At 65.5% G+C, this 16,621-nt stretch carries 14 protein-coding genes; 3 read left to right on the top strand and 11 right to left on the bottom strand.

Annotated elements, in window-relative coordinates; translation table 11 throughout:
* The first annotated feature begins 129 nt into the window (after nucleotides 1-129).
* Nucleotides 130-1,152: a LacI family DNA-binding transcriptional regulator gene (locus ASE67_RS01170; protein WP_055756032.1), complete on the top strand. Its 1,023-nt coding sequence runs from the start codon at nucleotides 130-132 to the stop codon at nucleotides 1,150-1,152.
* Nucleotides 1,153-1,441: 289 nt separating this feature from the next.
* Here ASE67_RS01170 and ASE67_RS01165 read toward each other — a convergent pair whose 3' ends face one another.
* The 6 genes from ASE67_RS01165 to ASE67_RS01140 all read right to left on the bottom strand — a co-directional run bounded on the left by ASE67_RS01165 (nucleotide 1,442) and on the right by ASE67_RS01140 (nucleotide 8,742).
* Complete coding sequence (locus ASE67_RS01165; RefSeq protein ID WP_055756879.1) at nucleotides 1,442-2,332, bottom strand: SMP-30/gluconolactonase/LRE family protein; 891 nt, start codon at nucleotides 2,330-2,332, stop codon at nucleotides 1,442-1,444.
* A 1-nt stretch (nucleotide 2,333) separates the two neighbouring features.
* Nucleotides 2,334-3,128, bottom strand: a complete 795-nt coding sequence (locus ASE67_RS01160; protein WP_055756030.1) for an SDR family NAD(P)-dependent oxidoreductase — start codon at nucleotides 3,126-3,128, stop codon at nucleotides 2,334-2,336.
* Nucleotides 3,129-3,151: 23 nt separating this feature from the next.
* Nucleotides 3,152-4,291 (bottom strand): fumarylacetoacetate hydrolase family protein, encoded by a 1,140-nt coding sequence (locus tag ASE67_RS01155; RefSeq protein WP_055756028.1) that lies wholly within the window; start codon nucleotides 4,289-4,291, stop codon nucleotides 3,152-3,154.
* Nucleotides 4,292-4,303: 12 nt separating this feature from the next.
* Nucleotides 4,304-6,085 carry an IlvD/Edd family dehydratase gene (locus ASE67_RS01150; protein WP_268795340.1) on the bottom strand — a complete coding sequence of 594 codons (1,782 nt, stop codon included), beginning with the start codon at nucleotides 6,083-6,085 and terminating at the stop codon, nucleotides 4,304-4,306.
* A gap of 57 nt (nucleotides 6,086-6,142) precedes the next feature.
* Complete coding sequence (locus ASE67_RS01145) at nucleotides 6,143-7,552, bottom strand: sugar porter family MFS transporter (RefSeq protein ID WP_082456874.1); 1,410 nt, start codon at nucleotides 7,550-7,552, stop codon at nucleotides 6,143-6,145.
* A gap of 134 nt (nucleotides 7,553-7,686) precedes the next feature.
* Nucleotides 7,687-8,742 (bottom strand): LacI family DNA-binding transcriptional regulator, encoded by a 1,056-nt coding sequence (locus tag ASE67_RS01140; RefSeq protein WP_055756025.1) that lies wholly within the window; start codon nucleotides 8,740-8,742, stop codon nucleotides 7,687-7,689.
* 272 nt (nucleotides 8,743-9,014) lie between these two features.
* On the opposite strand from ASE67_RS01140, the gene ASE67_RS01135 reads away from it, so the two are divergent.
* Nucleotides 9,015-11,309, top strand: a complete 2,295-nt coding sequence (locus ASE67_RS01135; protein ID WP_082456931.1) for a glycoside hydrolase family 3 N-terminal domain-containing protein — start codon at nucleotides 9,015-9,017, stop codon at nucleotides 11,307-11,309.
* A gap of 1,125 nt (nucleotides 11,310-12,434) precedes the next feature.
* Here ASE67_RS01135 and ASE67_RS01130 read toward each other — a convergent pair.
* The 5 genes from ASE67_RS01130 to ASE67_RS01110 form a co-directional block, all read right to left on the bottom strand.
* Complete coding sequence (locus tag ASE67_RS01130; protein ID WP_055756021.1) at nucleotides 12,435-12,806, bottom strand: hypothetical protein; 372 nt, start codon at nucleotides 12,804-12,806, stop codon at nucleotides 12,435-12,437.
* Between the two features lie 150 nt (nucleotides 12,807-12,956).
* Nucleotides 12,957-13,385, bottom strand: a complete 429-nt coding sequence (locus ASE67_RS01125; RefSeq protein WP_055756019.1) for an ExbD/TolR family protein — start codon at nucleotides 13,383-13,385, stop codon at nucleotides 12,957-12,959.
* Nucleotides 13,386-13,397: 12 nt separating this feature from the next.
* The gene (locus ASE67_RS01120; RefSeq protein WP_055756016.1) at nucleotides 13,398-13,883 is read right to left on the bottom strand and encodes an ExbD/TolR family protein; all 486 of its coding nucleotides are present in this window, start codon (nucleotides 13,881-13,883) and stop codon (nucleotides 13,398-13,400) included.
* A 75-nt stretch (nucleotides 13,884-13,958) separates the two neighbouring features.
* Entirely contained in the window at nucleotides 13,959-14,753 is a 795-nt protein-coding gene (locus tag ASE67_RS01115) for a MotA/TolQ/ExbB proton channel family protein (protein WP_055756014.1), read from the bottom strand.
* An 86-nt stretch (nucleotides 14,754-14,839) separates the two neighbouring features.
* Entirely contained in the window at nucleotides 14,840-15,532 is a 693-nt protein-coding gene (locus ASE67_RS01110; RefSeq protein WP_055756012.1) for an energy transducer TonB, read from the bottom strand.
* A 223-nt stretch (nucleotides 15,533-15,755) separates the two neighbouring features.
* Between ASE67_RS01110 and ASE67_RS01105 the strand changes: the two genes are divergently transcribed.
* Nucleotides 15,756-16,616, top strand: a complete 861-nt coding sequence (locus ASE67_RS01105; protein WP_055756010.1) for a hypothetical protein — start codon at nucleotides 15,756-15,758, stop codon at nucleotides 16,614-16,616.
* The last annotated feature ends 5 nt before the right edge of the window (nucleotides 16,617-16,621 follow it).

Genomic DNA, 16,621 nt, shown 5'->3' with positions numbered 1-16,621 from the left:
GTACCGTCCTATTGAAACCATTGCGGGTTCTTGAGAAGCGGACAGCATACGTATTCAGTCGACTCTTGCCGGTACCGATGCGTCGCCGCTACACCTGCCCGAAATCTGGATCGAAGAGGACAATACGGCATGGCGGCGGGCGACAAGCCGACCTCGTTCGACATCGCCGCACTGGCGGGCGTGTCGCAACCGACCGTCAGCCGGGCGCTGCGCGGAGACCGGACGGTCAGCGCCGCCACCCGCCTGCGGATCGAGGCGATCGCGCGCCAGCTGAACTACAAGGTCGACAAGAACGCCTCCGCCCTGCGGCGCGGGAGCACGTCGACGCTGGCGCTGCTGTTCTTCGAGGACCCGGCACCCGACGGGTCGCGGATCAACCCGTTCTTCCTGTCGATGCTGGGGTCGATCCTCCACACCTGCGGCGCGCGCGGCTATGACCTGCTCACCTCGTTCCAGCAGTTGTCCGCCGACTGGCATGTCGATTACGAGGACAGCCGGAAAGCCGATGGGCTGATCCTGCTCGGCTATGGCGATTTCGACGATTATTCGCGGCGGCTTGACCAATTGGTGGCGCAGGGGACGCATTTCGTCCGCTGGGGATCGGCCGATCCGGCGCATCCGGGTACCGTCATCGGCTGCGACAATCTCGGCGGCGGGCGCGATGCCGGACAGCATCTGATCGATCGCGGACGCCGCAGCATCGCCTTTCTCGGCGACGCTTCCAGCCATTATCCCGAATCCCGCGACCGCTATCGCGGCCTCGCCGCCACGCTGCAGGCGGCGGGCCTGCCGGTCGATCCGGGGCTGCAGGTCGATGCACTGTCGAGCGAGGCGTCGGGATATGATGCCGCCAGCCGTCTGCTCGCACGGGGGATCGCATTCGATGCGATCTTCGCCGCGTCGGACATGATTGCGCTGGGGGCAATGCGCGCGCTCAGCGAAGCGGGGTTGCGCGTACCGGGCGATGTCGCAGTCGTCGGGTTCGACGATATCCCCGCCGCCTCGCTCGCCCAGCCGCCGCTGACCACGATCCGACAGGATTATGCGCGCGCCGGGGAATTGCTGGTCGACATGCTGATCCGCCGCATCGACCGGCGAGACACGGCCCCCGCCCTGCTCCCGCCCGAACTGGTGGTCCGCAAGTCGAGTTGAAGGGGTTCCCCCCCCACCACGTCACCCCGGGCTTGACCCGGTGTCCCGCTTCTTCTTCCAACGCCGGTAAAAAGCGGCCCCCCGGGTCTAGCCCGGGGTGACGATATGGCGAACCTTGTCGTCAAACCTTTTAGCATGATGACTTCATGCTCACTCGTTTGTCCTGAGGTGCTACTGAGCTTGTCGAAGGGGCGCATCGAAGGACTGCCGACCAAGTGCTTCGATACGGGTCTTCGACTTCGCTCAGCCCCTACTCAGCACGAACGGGCAGGTTTTATGTCATCAAGGTCTAAATCCCAACCGAAATCTCCGTGCCCGCCACCCCCGGCACATCGACCTCGAACTGGAACAGATTGCCTGCCAGCGGTTGCGCGGCGGCCTGTTCCGCGTCGTGATGCTTGTTGGCGGTCGTGGCGAACACCGTCCGCCGATCCGGCCCGCCGAACGCGATCTTGGTGATCGCATCGACCGGCATCCGCACCGTCTCCAGCAACTCGCCCGCCGGAGAATAGCGACGGATGCCCCAACCGGCATACAGCCCGATCCACACGCAGCCCTCGGCATCGACCGCCGGTCCGTCGGGATAGCCCTCGTCGTTCGGGATCGACACGAACAGCCGCCGGTCGGTCAGCGCCCCGTCCGCCGCAACGGTGCAGGCATAGACATGCCCGCCCAGCGTATCGACATGGTACAATGTCCGCCCGTCCGGGCTGACCGCCGGGCCGTTGGTGATCGGCACCGCCGGCGCGGAAGCGACCGCGCGGCCATCCGCGCCCAGGCGATAGACCACACCGGTCGTGGCACGTTCGCCATCGTCCATCGTCCCGAACCACAGCCGCCCCGACGGATCGACCGTCGCATCGTTCAACCGGTTGCCCGGCAGGTTCGGTTCGGGATCGACCAGCAGCTCAAACCCGCCGGTTACCGGATCGAACCGATGCAGCCCGGTCTGCAACCCGGCAATGAACTTGCCGTCGGCGGAGGGCAGCACGAACCCGCACTGCCCCGGCGCGGCCCAGCTGCGCCGCTCGCCGGTCGCCGGATCATAGCGGTGGACGCGTGGCGTCTTGATACAGCCGAACCATAGCGCCTGGTCGCGATCGACCCAGATCGGCCCTTCGAGCAACGGCGCCGACAAATCCCAAACGCTGACCGGTTCCGAACGCTGCACTGTCGTCATGTTATCGCCACCCTGCATCCACGAAGAAGCTATGCCCGGTTACCAGCCGCGCATCGTCGGAGGCAAGGAACAGGATCATCGCCGCGATGTCGCCGGCGACCAGCCGCCCGTTCAGGCACTGCGCCTTCACGATCTCCGCCTCGCCCTCCGGCGTGTACCATTTCAGCTGGCGCGGGGTGCGGACATTGCCCGGAATGACGCAGACCGAACGGATGCCGTCCCCGCCCAGTTCACGCGCGAAGCTGCGGGTCAGCCCCTCGATCGCGGCCTTGGCGGTCTGGTACAGCGTCAACTCCTCCAGCGCGAGGTGCCAGCTGATCGATCCCATGTTGACGATCACGCCCTTGCCGGCCGCCTTCATCCCCGGGATAACCGCCTGTGCCGCGAAAAACAGGTGGCGCAGGTTCACGCCCATGCGGTTGTCCCAATAGGCTTCGTCGACCTGTTCGATCGAATGACGGTCGTCGCTGGCGGCGTTGTTGACCAGCACGTCGAAGGTGCCACCGTCCGCAATCGCCTCGGCGATCGCCGCCTTCAGCGCCGCGATATCGGTCAGGTCGACCCGCTTGAACGTCGGCACCGGGCCGGCGCCGGCCAGTTCCTCGATCAACGCCAGCGAATCCGCCTCGGCTATGTCGAAGAAGGTGACGTGCGCGCCCTGCCGCACGAACCCCTCGACCACGCCCGCACCGATCCCCGATCCGCCGCCGGTGATGAGCACGCGCTTGCCGGCGAGCGACGGGTAGGAGGCGCGGGCTTCCGGCGCGATGGGGTAGGCGAAATCGTCAGGCGACATGGGGAGTTTCCAGCAGAGAGGGTTCAGGCGGCGATCAGGCCGCGGCGCGCAAGGTTGCGCATCAAATCGCGAATGCCGAAGCCCCAGGGCTCGGCCGCCTTCGACGTGGTAACAGTGTTGGCCAGCTCACCCAGCGAGGGGGTGGAAATGCGTACCACATCGCCCGGCTTGTGGGTAAAGCCACGGCCGGGTTCGTCGCGATCCTGCACCGGCGCGAACAGCGTGCCGAGGAACAGGACGAAGCCGTCGGGATATTGATGTTCGGACAGCGCCTGGCGCACCAGATCCTCCGGATCGCGGCTGATCTCGCGCATGGTGCTGGTGCCGGTCAGGACATAGCCTTCCGGACCATCGATGCGCAGGTCGACCACGGCATCGCGCACCGTGTCCATGGTGAAGTCACCATCAAACAGGCGGATGAACGGCCCGATGCCCGTAGAGGCGTTGTTATCCTTCGCCTTGCCGAGCAGCAGCGCCGAACGCCCTTCGAAATCGCGCAGGTTGACGTCGTTGCCGAGCGTCGCGCCGACCGCCTTGCCGTCGCTAGTGGCGACGATGACGATTTCCGGCTCGGGGTTGTTCCACGACGAATCCGACCGGATGCCGACCTCGCCACCCCAGCCGATCGTCGACAGCACCGGCGCCTTGGTGAACACCTCCGCATCCGGGCCGATCGCGACCTCCAGATATTGCGACCACATTCCCGCCTCGATCAGCGCGGCCTTCAGCTCGGCGGCTTCGGCCGATCCCGGCTTCACCGAACGAATGCCACCACCGATGCGCGCTTCCAGATCGCCGCGAATGCCCTGCGCCGCATCGGCATCGCCGCGCGCGCGTTCCTCGATCACACGTTCCAGCGCCGACACGGCGAAGGTCACGCCTGCCGCCTTCACGCATTGCAGGTCGATCGGCGACAGGATCGGCGGATGCGCGCCATTCGGGTCGGCCAGCGCCGCCACATCGCAGACGACCGGTCCGTCGAGCGTCGCCACGTCGCTGCGTTCCAGCAGGTCGGCGACGGTCGCGGCATGCGCCGACACGTCGATGACCTTGCCGCCCTTCAGCACCACCGGCGTCGGCCCGTCGGGCAGTTGCATCCGGCCGACCAGCAGCGCCCTGTCGTGATCCGCCGGCAGCATCCGCGCGGCATGTTCGGTCTTCATGTCCTCCACCCCTTAGTGATTGTGGCGCGGCGTCGTCTCCGACGTCCGGCGATAGTTGAGCGCGAGATCGAGGACGCCGCCGTCACCCAGCTGGCCGACCTTCTCGCGGTAGATTTCTTCCCACGGCGTCTGGCTGGGCGGCACGGGCGGAATGCCCTCGCCCTTGCGCCGGGCGATTTCCGCATCGTCCACCAACATGTCGCAGCGACCATGGTTCAGGTCGATGCGGATCGTGTCGCCGGTGCGCAGCCACGCCAGCCCCCCGCCGACCGCGCTTTCGGGCGAGGCATTCAGGATCGACGGGCTGTCCGACGTCCCCGACTGCCGCCCGTCACCGATCGTCGGCAGGCTCTGGATGCCCCGCTGCAGCAACGCCGCGGGCGGCTGCATGTTGGTGACCTCGGCCGACCCCGGCCAGCCGATCACCCCCGCGCCGCGAATGACGAGGATGCAGTTCTCGTCGATGTCGAGCGCCGGATCGTCGATGCGGTGATGATAGTCGTCCGACCCGTCGAACACGATCGCCCGCCCCTCGAAACAGCCTTCGTTGCCCGGCTGCGACAGATAGCGCGCGCGGAAATCGGGGCCGATCACGCTGGTCTTCATGATCGCCACGTCGAACAAATTGCCCGACAGGACCAGGAACCCGGCCTGTTCCTTCAGCGGCTGATCATAGGGACGGATGACCTCGCGATCGGTCACGACGCGGCTGGCGACATTCTCGCCCAGCGTCTTCCCGGTCACCGTCGCGACGTTGCCGTCGACCTTCCCTGCCGCGATCAACTCGCTCAGCACCGCCGGCACCCCGCCCGCGCGGTGGAAGCGTTCCCCGAGGAACCGCCCGGCCGGCTGCACATCGACCAGCAACGGCAGGTCATAGCCGAACTCCATCCAGTCGGACGGCTTCAGCTCGATCTCGGCATGACGCGCCATGGCGTGCAAATGCGGATGCGCGTTCGAGGACCCACCGATCGCGGTGATCAGCGCGATCGCGTTGAGGAACGACTGGCGCGTCAGGATTTTCGACGGACGCAGGTCGTCATAGGCCATCTCGACGATACGCTTGCCGGTCTCGTACGCGATCTGGCCCCGCTCGCGGTACGGTGCGGGGATCGCCGCACAACCGGGCAGCGACATGCCCAGCCCCTCGGCGATGGCGTTCATCGTCGACGCGGTGCCCATCGTGTTGCAATGCCCGGCCGACGGTGCCGATGCGGTCGCCGCCTCCAGAAACTCCTCTTCGGTGATCTCGCCCGCCGCCAGCTTGCGCCGCGACCGCCAGATCACCGTGCCCGACCCGACGAGTTCATTGTCGTGCCAGCCATCCAGCATCGGCCCACCCGACAGCACGATCGCCGGAATATCGACGGTCGACGCCGCCATCAGCGCCGACGGCGTAGTCTTGTCGCAACCGGTCGTCAGCACGACGGCATCGATCGGATAGCCGTTCAGAATTTCGACCAGCCCGAGATAGGCGAGGTTCCGGTCGATCGCCGCGGTCGGGCGGCGGCAATTCTCGAAGATCGGATGGGTCGGGAATTCCATCGGAATACCGCCCGCCGCCTCGATCCCGGCCTTCACCCGCTTGACCGTCTCCAGGTGGATGCGGTTGCACGGCGTCAGGTCCGACCCCGACTGGGCAATGCCGATGATTGGCCGCCCGCTGGTCAGTTCCTTGGGCGTGATGCCGTAGTTCATGAACCGTTCGAGGTAGAGCGCGGCCATGTCGAGGCGGCCGGGCGCAGCGAACCATTCGCGCGAACGAAACGGGCGGGCGGGAGTGCGGGTCATCATGTCCACTCGATCAGATGAAAAAAGCCCCGCCCGTCGCGAAACGGGCGGGGGCCGGGATCAGCCCTGCATGTCCTCCAGCTCCTTGCCCTTCGTCTCATGAATGAACTTCTGGACGAGGAAGAAGCTGATGACGGCACAGGCGCCATAGAAGCTGTAGGTGACGGTCAGGCCCAGCGCCGATGCCATGATCGGAAAGCTCTGCGCGATCAGATAGTTGGCGAACCACTGGGCAAAGCCGCAGATCGCCAGCGCCGAACCGCGCATCTGGTTCGGGAACATCTCGCCCAGCATGACCCACATGATCGGGCCCCAGCTGACGTTGAAGAACACGACGTACAGATTGGCCGCGATCAGCGCGACGGTGCCGAGATCGGCCGACAGCTGCAGCTTGCCCGCCGCATCCAGCGTGCCGTTGTGGAAGCAATAGACCAGCGCCCACAGCGTCACCGCCATGCCCGCCGACCCGATCAGCAACAGCGGCTTGCGACCGATCTTGTCGACCAGCGCGATGGTGACGAAGCACGCCGCGATCGACACGACGCCCGACAATATATTGATCTGGAGCGACTGGCCTTCGGTAAAGCCTGCCAGCTGCCACAGCGTCGCGCCATAATAGAAAATGACGTTGATGCCGACCAGCTGCTGGAACACCGCCAGCACGAGGCCGGCCCAGACGATCGGGCGAATGCCGCCCTTCACCGGGTCCATGATGTCGCGCAGCGACGGCTTGTGGTCCTTGCTGAACGACGCCTCGATGTCGCGCACCTTGGCAGCGGCCGCCGCCGGGCCGAACAGCCGGGTCAGCACGATGCGCGCTTCGTCGATCCGCCCCTTCTGCACCAGATAGCGTGGGCTTTCCGGAATGAAGAGCAGCGCAACCAGGAACACGGCGGCCGGAATCGCCTGCATCCAGTACATCCAGCGCCACGCCTCATAGCCGCCCCACCAGATCGAGGTGGAGGCACCGGCCGCTGCGGCGAGGTAATAGTTCACGACGAACGCGGCGGTCAGGCCGGTGATGATCATGATCTGCTGGATGGTGGTCATCCGCCCGCGAATGTTCGCCGGGGCGACTTCGGAGATATAGGCGGGCGACAGCACCGATGCCGCACCGACCGCCATGCCGCCCATGAAGCGCGCCACGACGAACAGCAGCTGGACATGGCTGAACCCTTGCACCAGCGCACCGATCAGGAACAGCACGGCGGCGAGCATCATCACCTTGCGGCGGCCCATCGCATCGGCCAGCTTCCCCGCCAGGAACGCGCCGACGAAGCAGCCGATCAGCAGCGAGCCGACCGTGAAGCCCAATCCCGCTTCGCTCAGGCCAAAGGCGGTCTTCAGCCCTTCCTGGGTCCCGTTCACCGCACCGCTGTCATATCCGAACAGCAAACCGCCAATCGTCGCCACCGCGACGATGGCGATGACAAGCGCGATGTTCACGCGCTCCCCGCTCGCCTCTGTCATCCCCATCCACTCCCAGTCTCACTGCCGCGCATGACGGCGTGTTAGCGGTAACGGTGGCGAATTATTATGATAATTGCAAGCGCCGCGAGCAACCCGTCGCGTCGATTGCGACGATGCGCGGGCGTGGCCCATCCTTAGCGGGGCGCAGGCCCCGATGATTCGCGCACGACCAGCTCGTGGTCCAGCACCCGATCCTCATTCTCGCCATCGTCGACGCCAGCGCGACGGTCGCGAATCCGCGCCAGCAACATCTCGACCGCCGCCTCGGCCATCGTCGCGATTGGTTGCCGGATCGTCGTGATCTCCGGCCAGGTCGTCGTGGCAAGCGACGTGTCGTCGAACCCGACGATGCTCAGATCCTCGGGCACGTGCAACCCGCGCCGATGCGCCACGCTAATCGCCGCCGCCGCCATGTCGTCGTTGCTGGCAAAGATCGCGGTCGGCCGGTCGGGCCGGTCGATCAGCCCCTCGGCCGCATCGATGCCCGATCGATAGGTGAACAGCCCCTGTTCGACCGGCATGTCGGCCAGCGACAGTCCGGCCCCCTCGACCGCCGCGACGAAGCCGCGCCAGCGCTCGCCGCTCGCCCCGTTATTGGGATTCCCGCGCACGAAACCGATCCGGCGATGGCCAAGTCCGATCAGGTGCTCGGTCATCGCCTTTGCCGCCGCATAATCGTCGATCCGCACCGAAGCCCGCCCCGGCTGCGCCATGCCGACCGCGACCGCGACCGACGGCGTACCCGCCGCGTCCAGTTCGTCCTGCACCAGCGCCGCATCCGACAACGGCGGCGGCAGGATCACGCCCTGCACCGGCGTCGATGCAAAGCGCCGCGCCCCCTCCGCCTGCGCCTCCGGGCTATCGCCGTCACAGGGTTCGAGGACCAGATGGCAGCCGACCTTGCGCGCGCCTTCCAGCGCACCGATCAGGAATTGCGAGAGATAAGCCATCGACGGATTGGCATAGAGCAGACCGATCTGCGCGGCCTCCCCCGCCGCCAGGCTGCGCGCGGCGCTGTTCGGCGAATAGTTCAGCTGGTCGATCGCGGCCAACACCGCCTCGCGCGTCGACGGGCGGACATTCGCCCCGCCATTCACGACTCGGGATACGGTCATCGCCGAAACTCCGGCGGTTCGCGCAACATCCTGTATCGTGATGCTGCCCCCGCTGCGGCGACTGGGTTTATCCATGAAAAGTGTTGGCTCCTTCATGACGCTGATTATGGCGCGGCCGTGCCGATTGCAAATCGCGACCATCGGTTGACGCATCGCGGCCGGCTCGATAGCTGATAGCGCTACCAAATACGGTGACGGCATGGCCGGACGCCGAATGTCATGGGAGAGAGATCGTGACCCTTGCGTCCAAGCCCGTTCGCCTTGCGCTCGCCTGCCTGCTGGCGACCGCTGCCACCGGCACCGTCATCGCACAGAACCGCCCTGCCCGTCCCGCTGCCGCCGACAAGATGCTCTACAAGGACGCATCGCAGCCGGTGCAGGCGCGTGTCGAGGACCTGCTGCGCCGCATGACGCTGGAGGAAAAGGTCGCCCAGATGATCGGCATCTGGGAGAAGAAGGGCGACATTCAGGACGCACAGGGCAATTTCTCGGCGGCAAAGGCCGCCCGCGCCTTTCCCAACGGCCTGGGACAGATCACCCGTCCGTCGGACAAGCGCGGTGTGACCGTCAGCAACAATGCCGCCGGTGTCGCCGCGGATGCGGTCAACCGCACCGCGCAGGAAACCGCCGACTATATCAACGCCGCGCAGCGCTGGGCCGTCGAGCAGACCCGGCTGGGCATCCCGATGATCATGCATGAAGAGGCGCTGCACGGCTATGTCGCGCGCGGTGCGACCAGCTTTCCGCAGTCGATCGCGCTGGCATCGAGCTGGGACCCGGCACTGGTCGAGCGCGTATTCGGCGTGGCCGCGCGGGAGATGCGCGCGCGTGGGGCCAACCTCGCGCTCGCCCCCGTCGTCGACGTCGCCCGCGACCCGCGCTGGGGCCGGATCGAGGAAACCTATGGCGAGGACCCGCATCTGGTCGGCGAGATGGGGCTGGCGGCGATCCGCGGGTTCCAGGGCACGACCCTGCCGCTGAAGGCGGACAAGGTCATGGTCACGCTCAAGCACATGACCGGCCATGGCCAGCCCGAAAACGGCACCAATGTCGGCCCGGCCAACATCTCCGAACGGACGCTGCGCGAGAATTTCTTCCCGCCATTCGAACGCGCGGTAAAGGAACTGCCGGTGCAGGCGGTGATGGCGTCGTATAACGAGATCGACGGCATCCCCAGCCATGCCAACAAATGGCTGCTCGACGACGTGCTGCGCCGCGAATGGGGGTATAAGGGGTCGGTGGTCAGCGACTATTTCGCGATCAAGGAACTCAATACCCGCCACCATCTCTATGGCACCGACATGGCCGCCGCCGGCCGCCGCGCGCTCGACGCCGGGGTCGACATGGAGCTGCCCGATGCGGAGGGCTGGTCGACGCTCGCCGCGATGGTGAAGTCGGGTCAGGTGCCGCAGGCGCAGGTCGACAATGCCGTCCGCCGTATCCTGACCATGAAGTTCCAGATGGGGTTGTTCGAAAACCCCTATGCCGACGCCCGCACCGCCGAGGCGAAGACCGCCACGCCGGACGCGATCGCCCTCGCTCGCGAAGCCGCCGTGCGATCGATGGTGCTGCTCAAGAACCACAACAACCTCCTGCCGCTCGACCCGGCCAGGGTGGGCAAGATGCTGGTCGTCGGTACCCATGCCCGCGACACCCCGATCGGGGGCTATTCGGATGTACCCAAGCACGTCGTCAGCGTGCTGGAAGGGATGCAGCAGGCCGCGCAGGGCCGCTTCTCGGTCGACTATGCCGAAGGCGTCCGCCTGACCCGCAGCCGCCAATGGGCCGCTGACAAGGTGGAACTGGTCCCGGCCGCCGAAAACGCCCCGCTGATCGAGGAAGCCGTGCGCAAGGCCGCGCAGGCCGACACGATCCTGCTGGTGCTGGGCCAAAACGAACAGCTCAGCCGCGAAGCCTGGGCCGACAACCATCTGGGCGACCGGCAGAAGCTCGACCTGATCGGCGAACAGAACGAACTCGCCCGCCGCCTGTTCGCGACCGGCAAACCGGTGGTGGTGGTTCTGCTGAACGGCGGACCGCTCGCCGCAACCTACCTCGACACGACCGCCCCCGCGATCGTCGAGGGGTGGTATCTGGGTCAAGAAACTGGCCATGCCGTGGCAGATGTAATCCTCGGCCGCGCCAACCCCGGCGGCAAGCTGCCAGTGTCGGTGCCGCGCAGCGAGGGACAGCTGCCGATCTTCTACAACCACAAGCCGACCTCGCGGCGCGGCTATCTGTTCGACAGCACGGCACCGTTATACCCGTTCGGCTATGGCCTGTCCTATACCAGCTTCACCGTCGGCGCGCCGCGGCTGGCCAAGACAACGATCGGCCGCGACGAAACCGTCCGTGTGTCGGTCGATGTTGCCAATACCGGCCGCCGCGCCGGCGATGAGGTCGTCCAGCTGTATGTCCGCGATGATGAAGCGACGGTGACGCGCCCAGTGCTCGAACTGAAGCATTTCCAGCGCGTCACGCTGCAACCGGGCGAACGCCGGACAGTGACGTTCGATGTGAAGCCGAGCGATCTCGCCTTCTGGAACGTCGACATGCACCGTGTCGTGGAGCCGGGTACCTTCACGATCAGCGCGGGCAACAGCTCGACCCAGCTGAAGACCGCGACCTTGACCGTTCGCTGACCGATCATGATTGCGACAGCCGAACCGTCGACGATGGGCGACGGTTCGGCCGGTGCCGCCGGGCCGGAAGCGATCCACGAGCAGCGCTGGCGCGGAGGAGCGTGCTATTCTCCTCGCTCAAAGGAATTCCGGATCGCTGACGCTCGAGCAAAATTCTAATGACTTCTGCCCTACGGCATTGGGTTTTTTCTGTTGGCGCCCGCCTCAAACTGAATGGCGACCAGCCATGGCGAAGAAAGGCTTTAGCCCTTGGGAACGGCAACCCAGACTGACTGGTATCAGCGGCGACCGGCCATCGCTTCAACAGATTTGATGCAGTTGGCGAGTGCTCGCGGCCATGAACCGCGTCGTGCTTGGACCAGCGACAGACCCGCAAGGCGCGGAAACCGTGCCGGCGCTCCGAGCCTAGCCAAACTCAACCCACCGCTCCGGCCTCTACGTCCACTGGGGCATACGCCCTCAAGTTATCGTAGCGTTTATGATGCTCGGCGGGCAGGCGGCAGACGGTGCTGAGGACTTAGCGACTTACCCAAATCGCGCTCGTGCAGGCGTTTGCGCCATGCATATTGAACGCCGACCAGTCATCAACGACCCAAGGCGTTGGCCGAGCCAGCGAACGGCTGACGTGGTCGCAAATAAAGATCAAGCGATCAGCGACACCTAGGAAAAATTCCGGAAACACTCACTGGTAGGCCGCGCCGCAGCCAACCTGCGCAAAAGCTCATGCGTCGGCTTCGCGATCTCCTGCGATCAGCGAGTCGGCAACGGCAACAACGAGAGCATTGTCACCACAACCCCTCGCCGCACATGCCGATCAATGCCCGTCAGGTCGGCAGCGTTGACGGCGACATTCCTGCCTTCGTCATTATCTGCACCGGCGGGCACCTGCTCACATCCGAACATCCTGCCGTTTTACCGCCCGAATGCTAACGCAAACCACATCCCCGTTTTCGCCCGGCCCTGCTGCAAAAACTTACTGGATTAGGGAGGTATCAAACCAAGCAGCGGACATCGAGAGCGGCATTGCGTGCCGAGCCAGGAGACGCGACCGGATTATTCGCAACCAACTGATTCACCCGATCGATCCGGCTTCCCTTCGAGTAACCGGATCGATCGACCCGAAGATCAGCGTGCGGTCAGCTGCATCGAGCTCGGCTGGTCGAGCAAGCGTAGGCCGCGGCGGGCGACGTCATGCGAGCTCGCCACCTGCGAGGAGGGCATCACCAGCGACGCGTCCTTGGCGTCCAGCACGCGCTGATACAGGTCGCGTGCTTCGGACGGGCGCTGCGTCATGGCGTAAACGGCAGCGAGGTTCAGCAGCACTTCCGGCTCGCGGCTTCCAGCGCGGGTTTCGCGCTCGAGCGTGCGTTCGGCGGAAAGCAGATTGCCTGACTTGATCGCGGCATGGGCATATTGAGCATCCTGGGCGTTCGCGCTGGTGGCGATCCCCATCACCGCCAGCGCAGAGCCAAGCAGTGCGCGCGTTCCGATTCGCATGACATCATCTCCTGTTTGTTACATCGTGATGACATCAATGTTTCACTTTAAAGACGGTTGCACAAGCGCCTTGCCCGCGCGCAGACACAAAAAAGGGCGACCCGAAGGCCGCCCCTTGATCCGCCGTTTGACCGGCCGAGCGATCAGCGATCAGAAATCGCCGCGATACTGCTCGTTGCCGACGAAGCCAAGCTTCGTCACGTTGGCACGCTTGATGATCGCCAGCACGCCGTCGACCACTTCGTACCGCGCAGTCGCGTCGGGCTGGAAGTGCAGTTCGGGCTGCGGGCTCATCGCCACCGTCTGATCCAGATACTGGGTCAGCGTCACCTCATCGACCGGCGAACCGTTCCAGAGGGTCTGCCCCTGCGCGTTGATCGAGATCTTGTTCTTTTGCGGGTCGATGTTGTTCTGCGGCCGGTTATCCGGCTGCGGAAGGTCGACCTTCACCGCGTGGCTCTGGATCGGAATGGTGATGATGAACATGATAAGCAGCACGAGCAGCACGTCGATCAACGGCGTCGTGTTCATATCCATCATCGGTTCGTCGTCTGCGCGACCGCCACTGCTCATTGCCATGTCAGGCTACTCCTATTGACGCGTGCGCGGCGTGGTGTTCGGGTCCGGTTCCGAAATGAACCCGACCTTCGTGAACCCGGCCGCCTGCATCGTGTAGATCGTGCCGCCAATGCAACGATACGGCGTGTTCACGTCGCCGCGGATATGCACTTCGGGCAGTTCGAGGTTCGGGTTGCCGACGCCACCCTGACGGGCAACTTCGTCTTCCAGCTTCTTGACCGCACGAGCGCGCAGCTCGTCCGCCGTGACGCGGGTCAGACCCCAGTATACCGCGCACTGGCCATCGAGACCCTGCACCGACAACGAGACGTTTTCCGGCTTGGTCGTCGTCGGTTCGAACACGACCTTCGGGACCTTTAGGCCGCTCACCTGCTGGACCACGACCGGAACCGCGATCAGGAAGATGATCAGCAGCACGAGCATGACGTCAACGAGCGGCGTGGTATTGATGTCCGAGAGGGGGGCGTCATCGCCGCCGTCGCCAACACTCATCGCCATGAGGCTATCCTATCCACTTCTACTCAATCGAACCGCCGGGCCCGATCACGGGCCCGGCGGTGTAGCGCCGTCAGATCAGACGCGCGGTGCGGTCGGCACGCCACCAGCCTGGCCGGCGGTGGTGCTGCCGACTGCCGGCTTGGCGACCGGAGCCGGGCCACGAGCAGCGACGGTCGGACGAACCGCACCGTTCGAAGCAAGGAAGCCAAGCACGTCGTTCGAGAACGACGACAGGTCCTTCTGGATCGACTTGTTGCGGCTCTGCAGCCAGTTGTAGGCGAGAACGGCGGGAACCGCGACGACCAGACCGATGGCGGTCATGATGAGCGCTTCACCGACCGGACCGGCGACGTCACCAATGGCGGCCTGACCGGCGGCACCGATCTTCACCAGCGCGCGGTAGATGCCGACCACGGTACCGAACAGACCGACGAACGGCGAGGTGGCGCCGACGGTCGCGAGGAACGGCAGGCCGCTGTTCAGCTTCGAGTTGATGGCCGATTCCGAACGGGCGAGCGAGCCGTGCAGCCAGTCGTGTGCTTCGACCGGATCGGTCAGCTTGCCGTGCTGTTCCTGTGCCGCGAGGCCGTCGTCGACGATCTGCCGATAGGCCGAGTTCTTGTCGAGCTTGGCGGCGCCTTCACGCAGCGAGTTCGACTGCCAGAACTGGGCGCGGACGCGCTTCGCCTGGTTCATGATCTTCTGCTGTTCGAACAGCTTGGTGAAGAGGATGTAGAACGAACCGACCGACATGATCACGAGAATAGCCAGCGTGCTGATCGCGATCGCGCCGCCCTGCTGCAGTGCCTCGTAGAAGCCGAAGTTCGGAGCCCCGGCAGGCGCACCGGCGGCAAGGATGGGGGTCAACATCGAATAGTTTCCTTAAGAGCTGATATGTTCTGGAAGAATATTGCCCCGGACGTCCCCGCGACCCGAAGGTCGCGAGGTACCCGGTCTTACCGATCGGCCGGCAGCTGCCAGCGAACGCGACGCGACGAACTCGACCGGATCGCATTGCCGGACTGATCGAGCGCCGGGCTGTACCGACCGCGACGGGTGATCGCGGAGCAGGCGGCGCGATCGAGCGCAGCCGAGCCCGACGACGACGTCACGCGGCAGTTTTCGACGCGACCCTGCGCATTGATGTCCCAAGCGATGCCCGTCACACCCTCATCGCCGCTGTTAAGCGCGCTGGGCGGATAGTCGTCGTTGGTGATCCACTGCGCCGGATCGCCCTTTGCCCCTGCTGCCTTGCTGACCACCGGTGCCGGCGGCGCCGGTGGTGCAACCGGTGCCGGCGGCGCGGGCGGGCCGGCGGTCGGAATCGGGTTGTAAGCTGGAGGCGGCGTCGTCACCGATTGAATCACCACAGGCGGCGGGGCCTGTGTGCGAACGATCGGCGGCGGCGTCACGACCGGCGGCGGCGATTGCGGCTGCGGCTGTTCGGGCGGCGGCGGGGGAGGAGGAATCTCCTCGGGCGGGGGCGGCGGTTCCTCGACGTCGAACGTCTCGGTGTCTTCAACCGCCTTCTTCACATATTTGTAGGCAAGGCCGGAGATGAACGCGTACCCGATCACGACGTGGAGAATCCCCACGATGATCAGCGCGACGATCCGGCCACTACCTGCTTTTTGGTCAGCGTAAGCCATTCAGCAACCAAACTCCTCTAGCCCGGTACATTGGGTCACTCCGTCCGGCCAAAACCGGCGCGCAACGACCGCGTGTCCGGGGCTACGCGGCATTCCGGACCACGATTGTCTATCGCGGCCTTTTAAACGACGCAAACGCTTTGTCGGACGAAACATTCGTACAATCGCCCCATGACCGAAATAAGTCTGTAACCACAGTTTTCCGGGCGGTAAGAGCGAGTGCATGAAACGCACGCCGCTCGCTACCGCAGCAATCTCGCTTTGCATAGTCGCATGTTCACCGGTTTCTGCACGGCAGGGTGGACCCGCCCCTGTTACCGCTACCCCCGATTCGGCGCCGGTCGCCTATGCCCGCCTCGCCCGGCTGGCGCTGGACAGCGACATCGTGCTGGATGCGACGATTCGCTCGGTCGCGCGGATCGCACCGGACGAGGCCCCCGGCCTGGCCGCAGGATATGTGCGTTTCTATGTCACGGCCGATGTCGGCGCCCTGATTCGCGCGAATGGCCCGCTGCCCGCACGGGTTGGCTATCTTGTCGACGTGCCGTTCGATCCGCGCGGGCGCGCGCCCAACCTCAAGCGGCAGCGGGTCATCGCCTTTGCCCGAGCGGTGGCGGGGCGTCCCGATCAGGTACAGTTGGTCACCCCGGATGCGCAATTCGCGTGGGCGCCGATGCTGGACCAACGAGTGCGCGAGGTGGTGCGCGAGGTGATCGCCCCCGATGCCCCGCCAACGATCACCGGGATCGGCAATGCCTTCCACGTGCCCGGCACCCTGCCGGGCGAAGGCGAGACGCAGATTTTCCTTCAGACCACGACGGGCGCGCCGGTGTCGCTGCTGGTCCTGCGCCGGCCGGGCGAGCAGCGCCGCTGGGCACTGTCGCTGGGCGATATCATCGATGAGGCCGGGGGTGCGCCGAAGCCGGACACGCTGGCCTGGTACCGTCTGGCCTGCGGCCTGCCCGCCGCGCTGCCCGACGCCAGCCTGCAGTCGCAGGACGCGGACAATGCGGCGATCGCTCGCGACGACTTCGCGTTCGTGCGCGAATCGCTCGGCCGGTGCGAGGACGGGCGGGCCGGCTGACCCCG

The sequence above is a fragment of the Sphingomonas sp. Leaf23 genome, from assembly GCF_001421585.1.
In the GTDB taxonomy this organism is placed as follows: domain Bacteria; phylum Pseudomonadota; class Alphaproteobacteria; order Sphingomonadales; family Sphingomonadaceae; genus Sphingomonas.
This window is presented reverse-complemented; position numbering and strand designations above follow the sequence as displayed.

Bases quoted from the DNA above. Each gene is read 5' to 3' on its own strand.
- ASE67_RS01170 (WP_055756032.1), top strand. From the start codon at position 130: ATGGCGGCGGGCGACAAGCCGACCTCGTTCGACATCGCCGCACTGGCG.
- ASE67_RS01165 (WP_055756879.1), bottom strand. From the start codon at position 2,332: ATGACGACAGTGCAGCGTTCGGAACCGGTCAGCGTTTGGGATTTGTCG.
- ASE67_RS01160 (WP_055756030.1), bottom strand. From the start codon at position 3,128: ATGTCGCCTGACGATTTCGCCTACCCCATCGCGCCGGAAGCCCGCGCC.
- ASE67_RS01155 (WP_055756028.1), bottom strand. From the start codon at position 4,291: ATGAAGACCGAACATGCCGCGCGGATGCTGCCGGCGGATCACGACAGG.
- ASE67_RS01150 (WP_268795340.1), bottom strand. From the start codon at position 6,085: ATGATGACCCGCACTCCCGCCCGCCCGTTTCGTTCGCGCGAATGGTTC.
- ASE67_RS01145 (WP_082456874.1), bottom strand. From the start codon at position 7,552: ATGACAGAGGCGAGCGGGGAGCGCGTGAACATCGCGCTTGTCATCGCC.
- ASE67_RS01140 (WP_055756025.1), bottom strand. From the start codon at position 8,742: ATGGATAAACCCAGTCGCCGCAGCGGGGGCAGCATCACGATACAGGAT.
- ASE67_RS01135 (WP_082456931.1), top strand. From the start codon at position 9,015: ATGCTCTACAAGGACGCATCGCAGCCGGTGCAGGCGCGTGTCGAGGAC.
- ASE67_RS01130 (WP_055756021.1), bottom strand. From the start codon at position 12,806: ATGCGAATCGGAACGCGCGCACTGCTTGGCTCTGCGCTGGCGGTGATG.
- ASE67_RS01125 (WP_055756019.1), bottom strand. From the start codon at position 13,385: ATGGCAATGAGCAGTGGCGGTCGCGCAGACGACGAACCGATGATGGAT.
- ASE67_RS01120 (WP_055756016.1), bottom strand. From the start codon at position 13,883: ATGGCGATGAGTGTTGGCGACGGCGGCGATGACGCCCCCCTCTCGGAC.
- ASE67_RS01115 (WP_055756014.1), bottom strand. From the start codon at position 14,753: ATGTTGACCCCCATCCTTGCCGCCGGTGCGCCTGCCGGGGCTCCGAAC.
- ASE67_RS01110 (WP_055756012.1), bottom strand. From the start codon at position 15,532: ATGGCTTACGCTGACCAAAAAGCAGGTAGTGGCCGGATCGTCGCGCTG.
- ASE67_RS01105 (WP_055756010.1), top strand. From the start codon at position 15,756: ATGAAACGCACGCCGCTCGCTACCGCAGCAATCTCGCTTTGCATAGTC.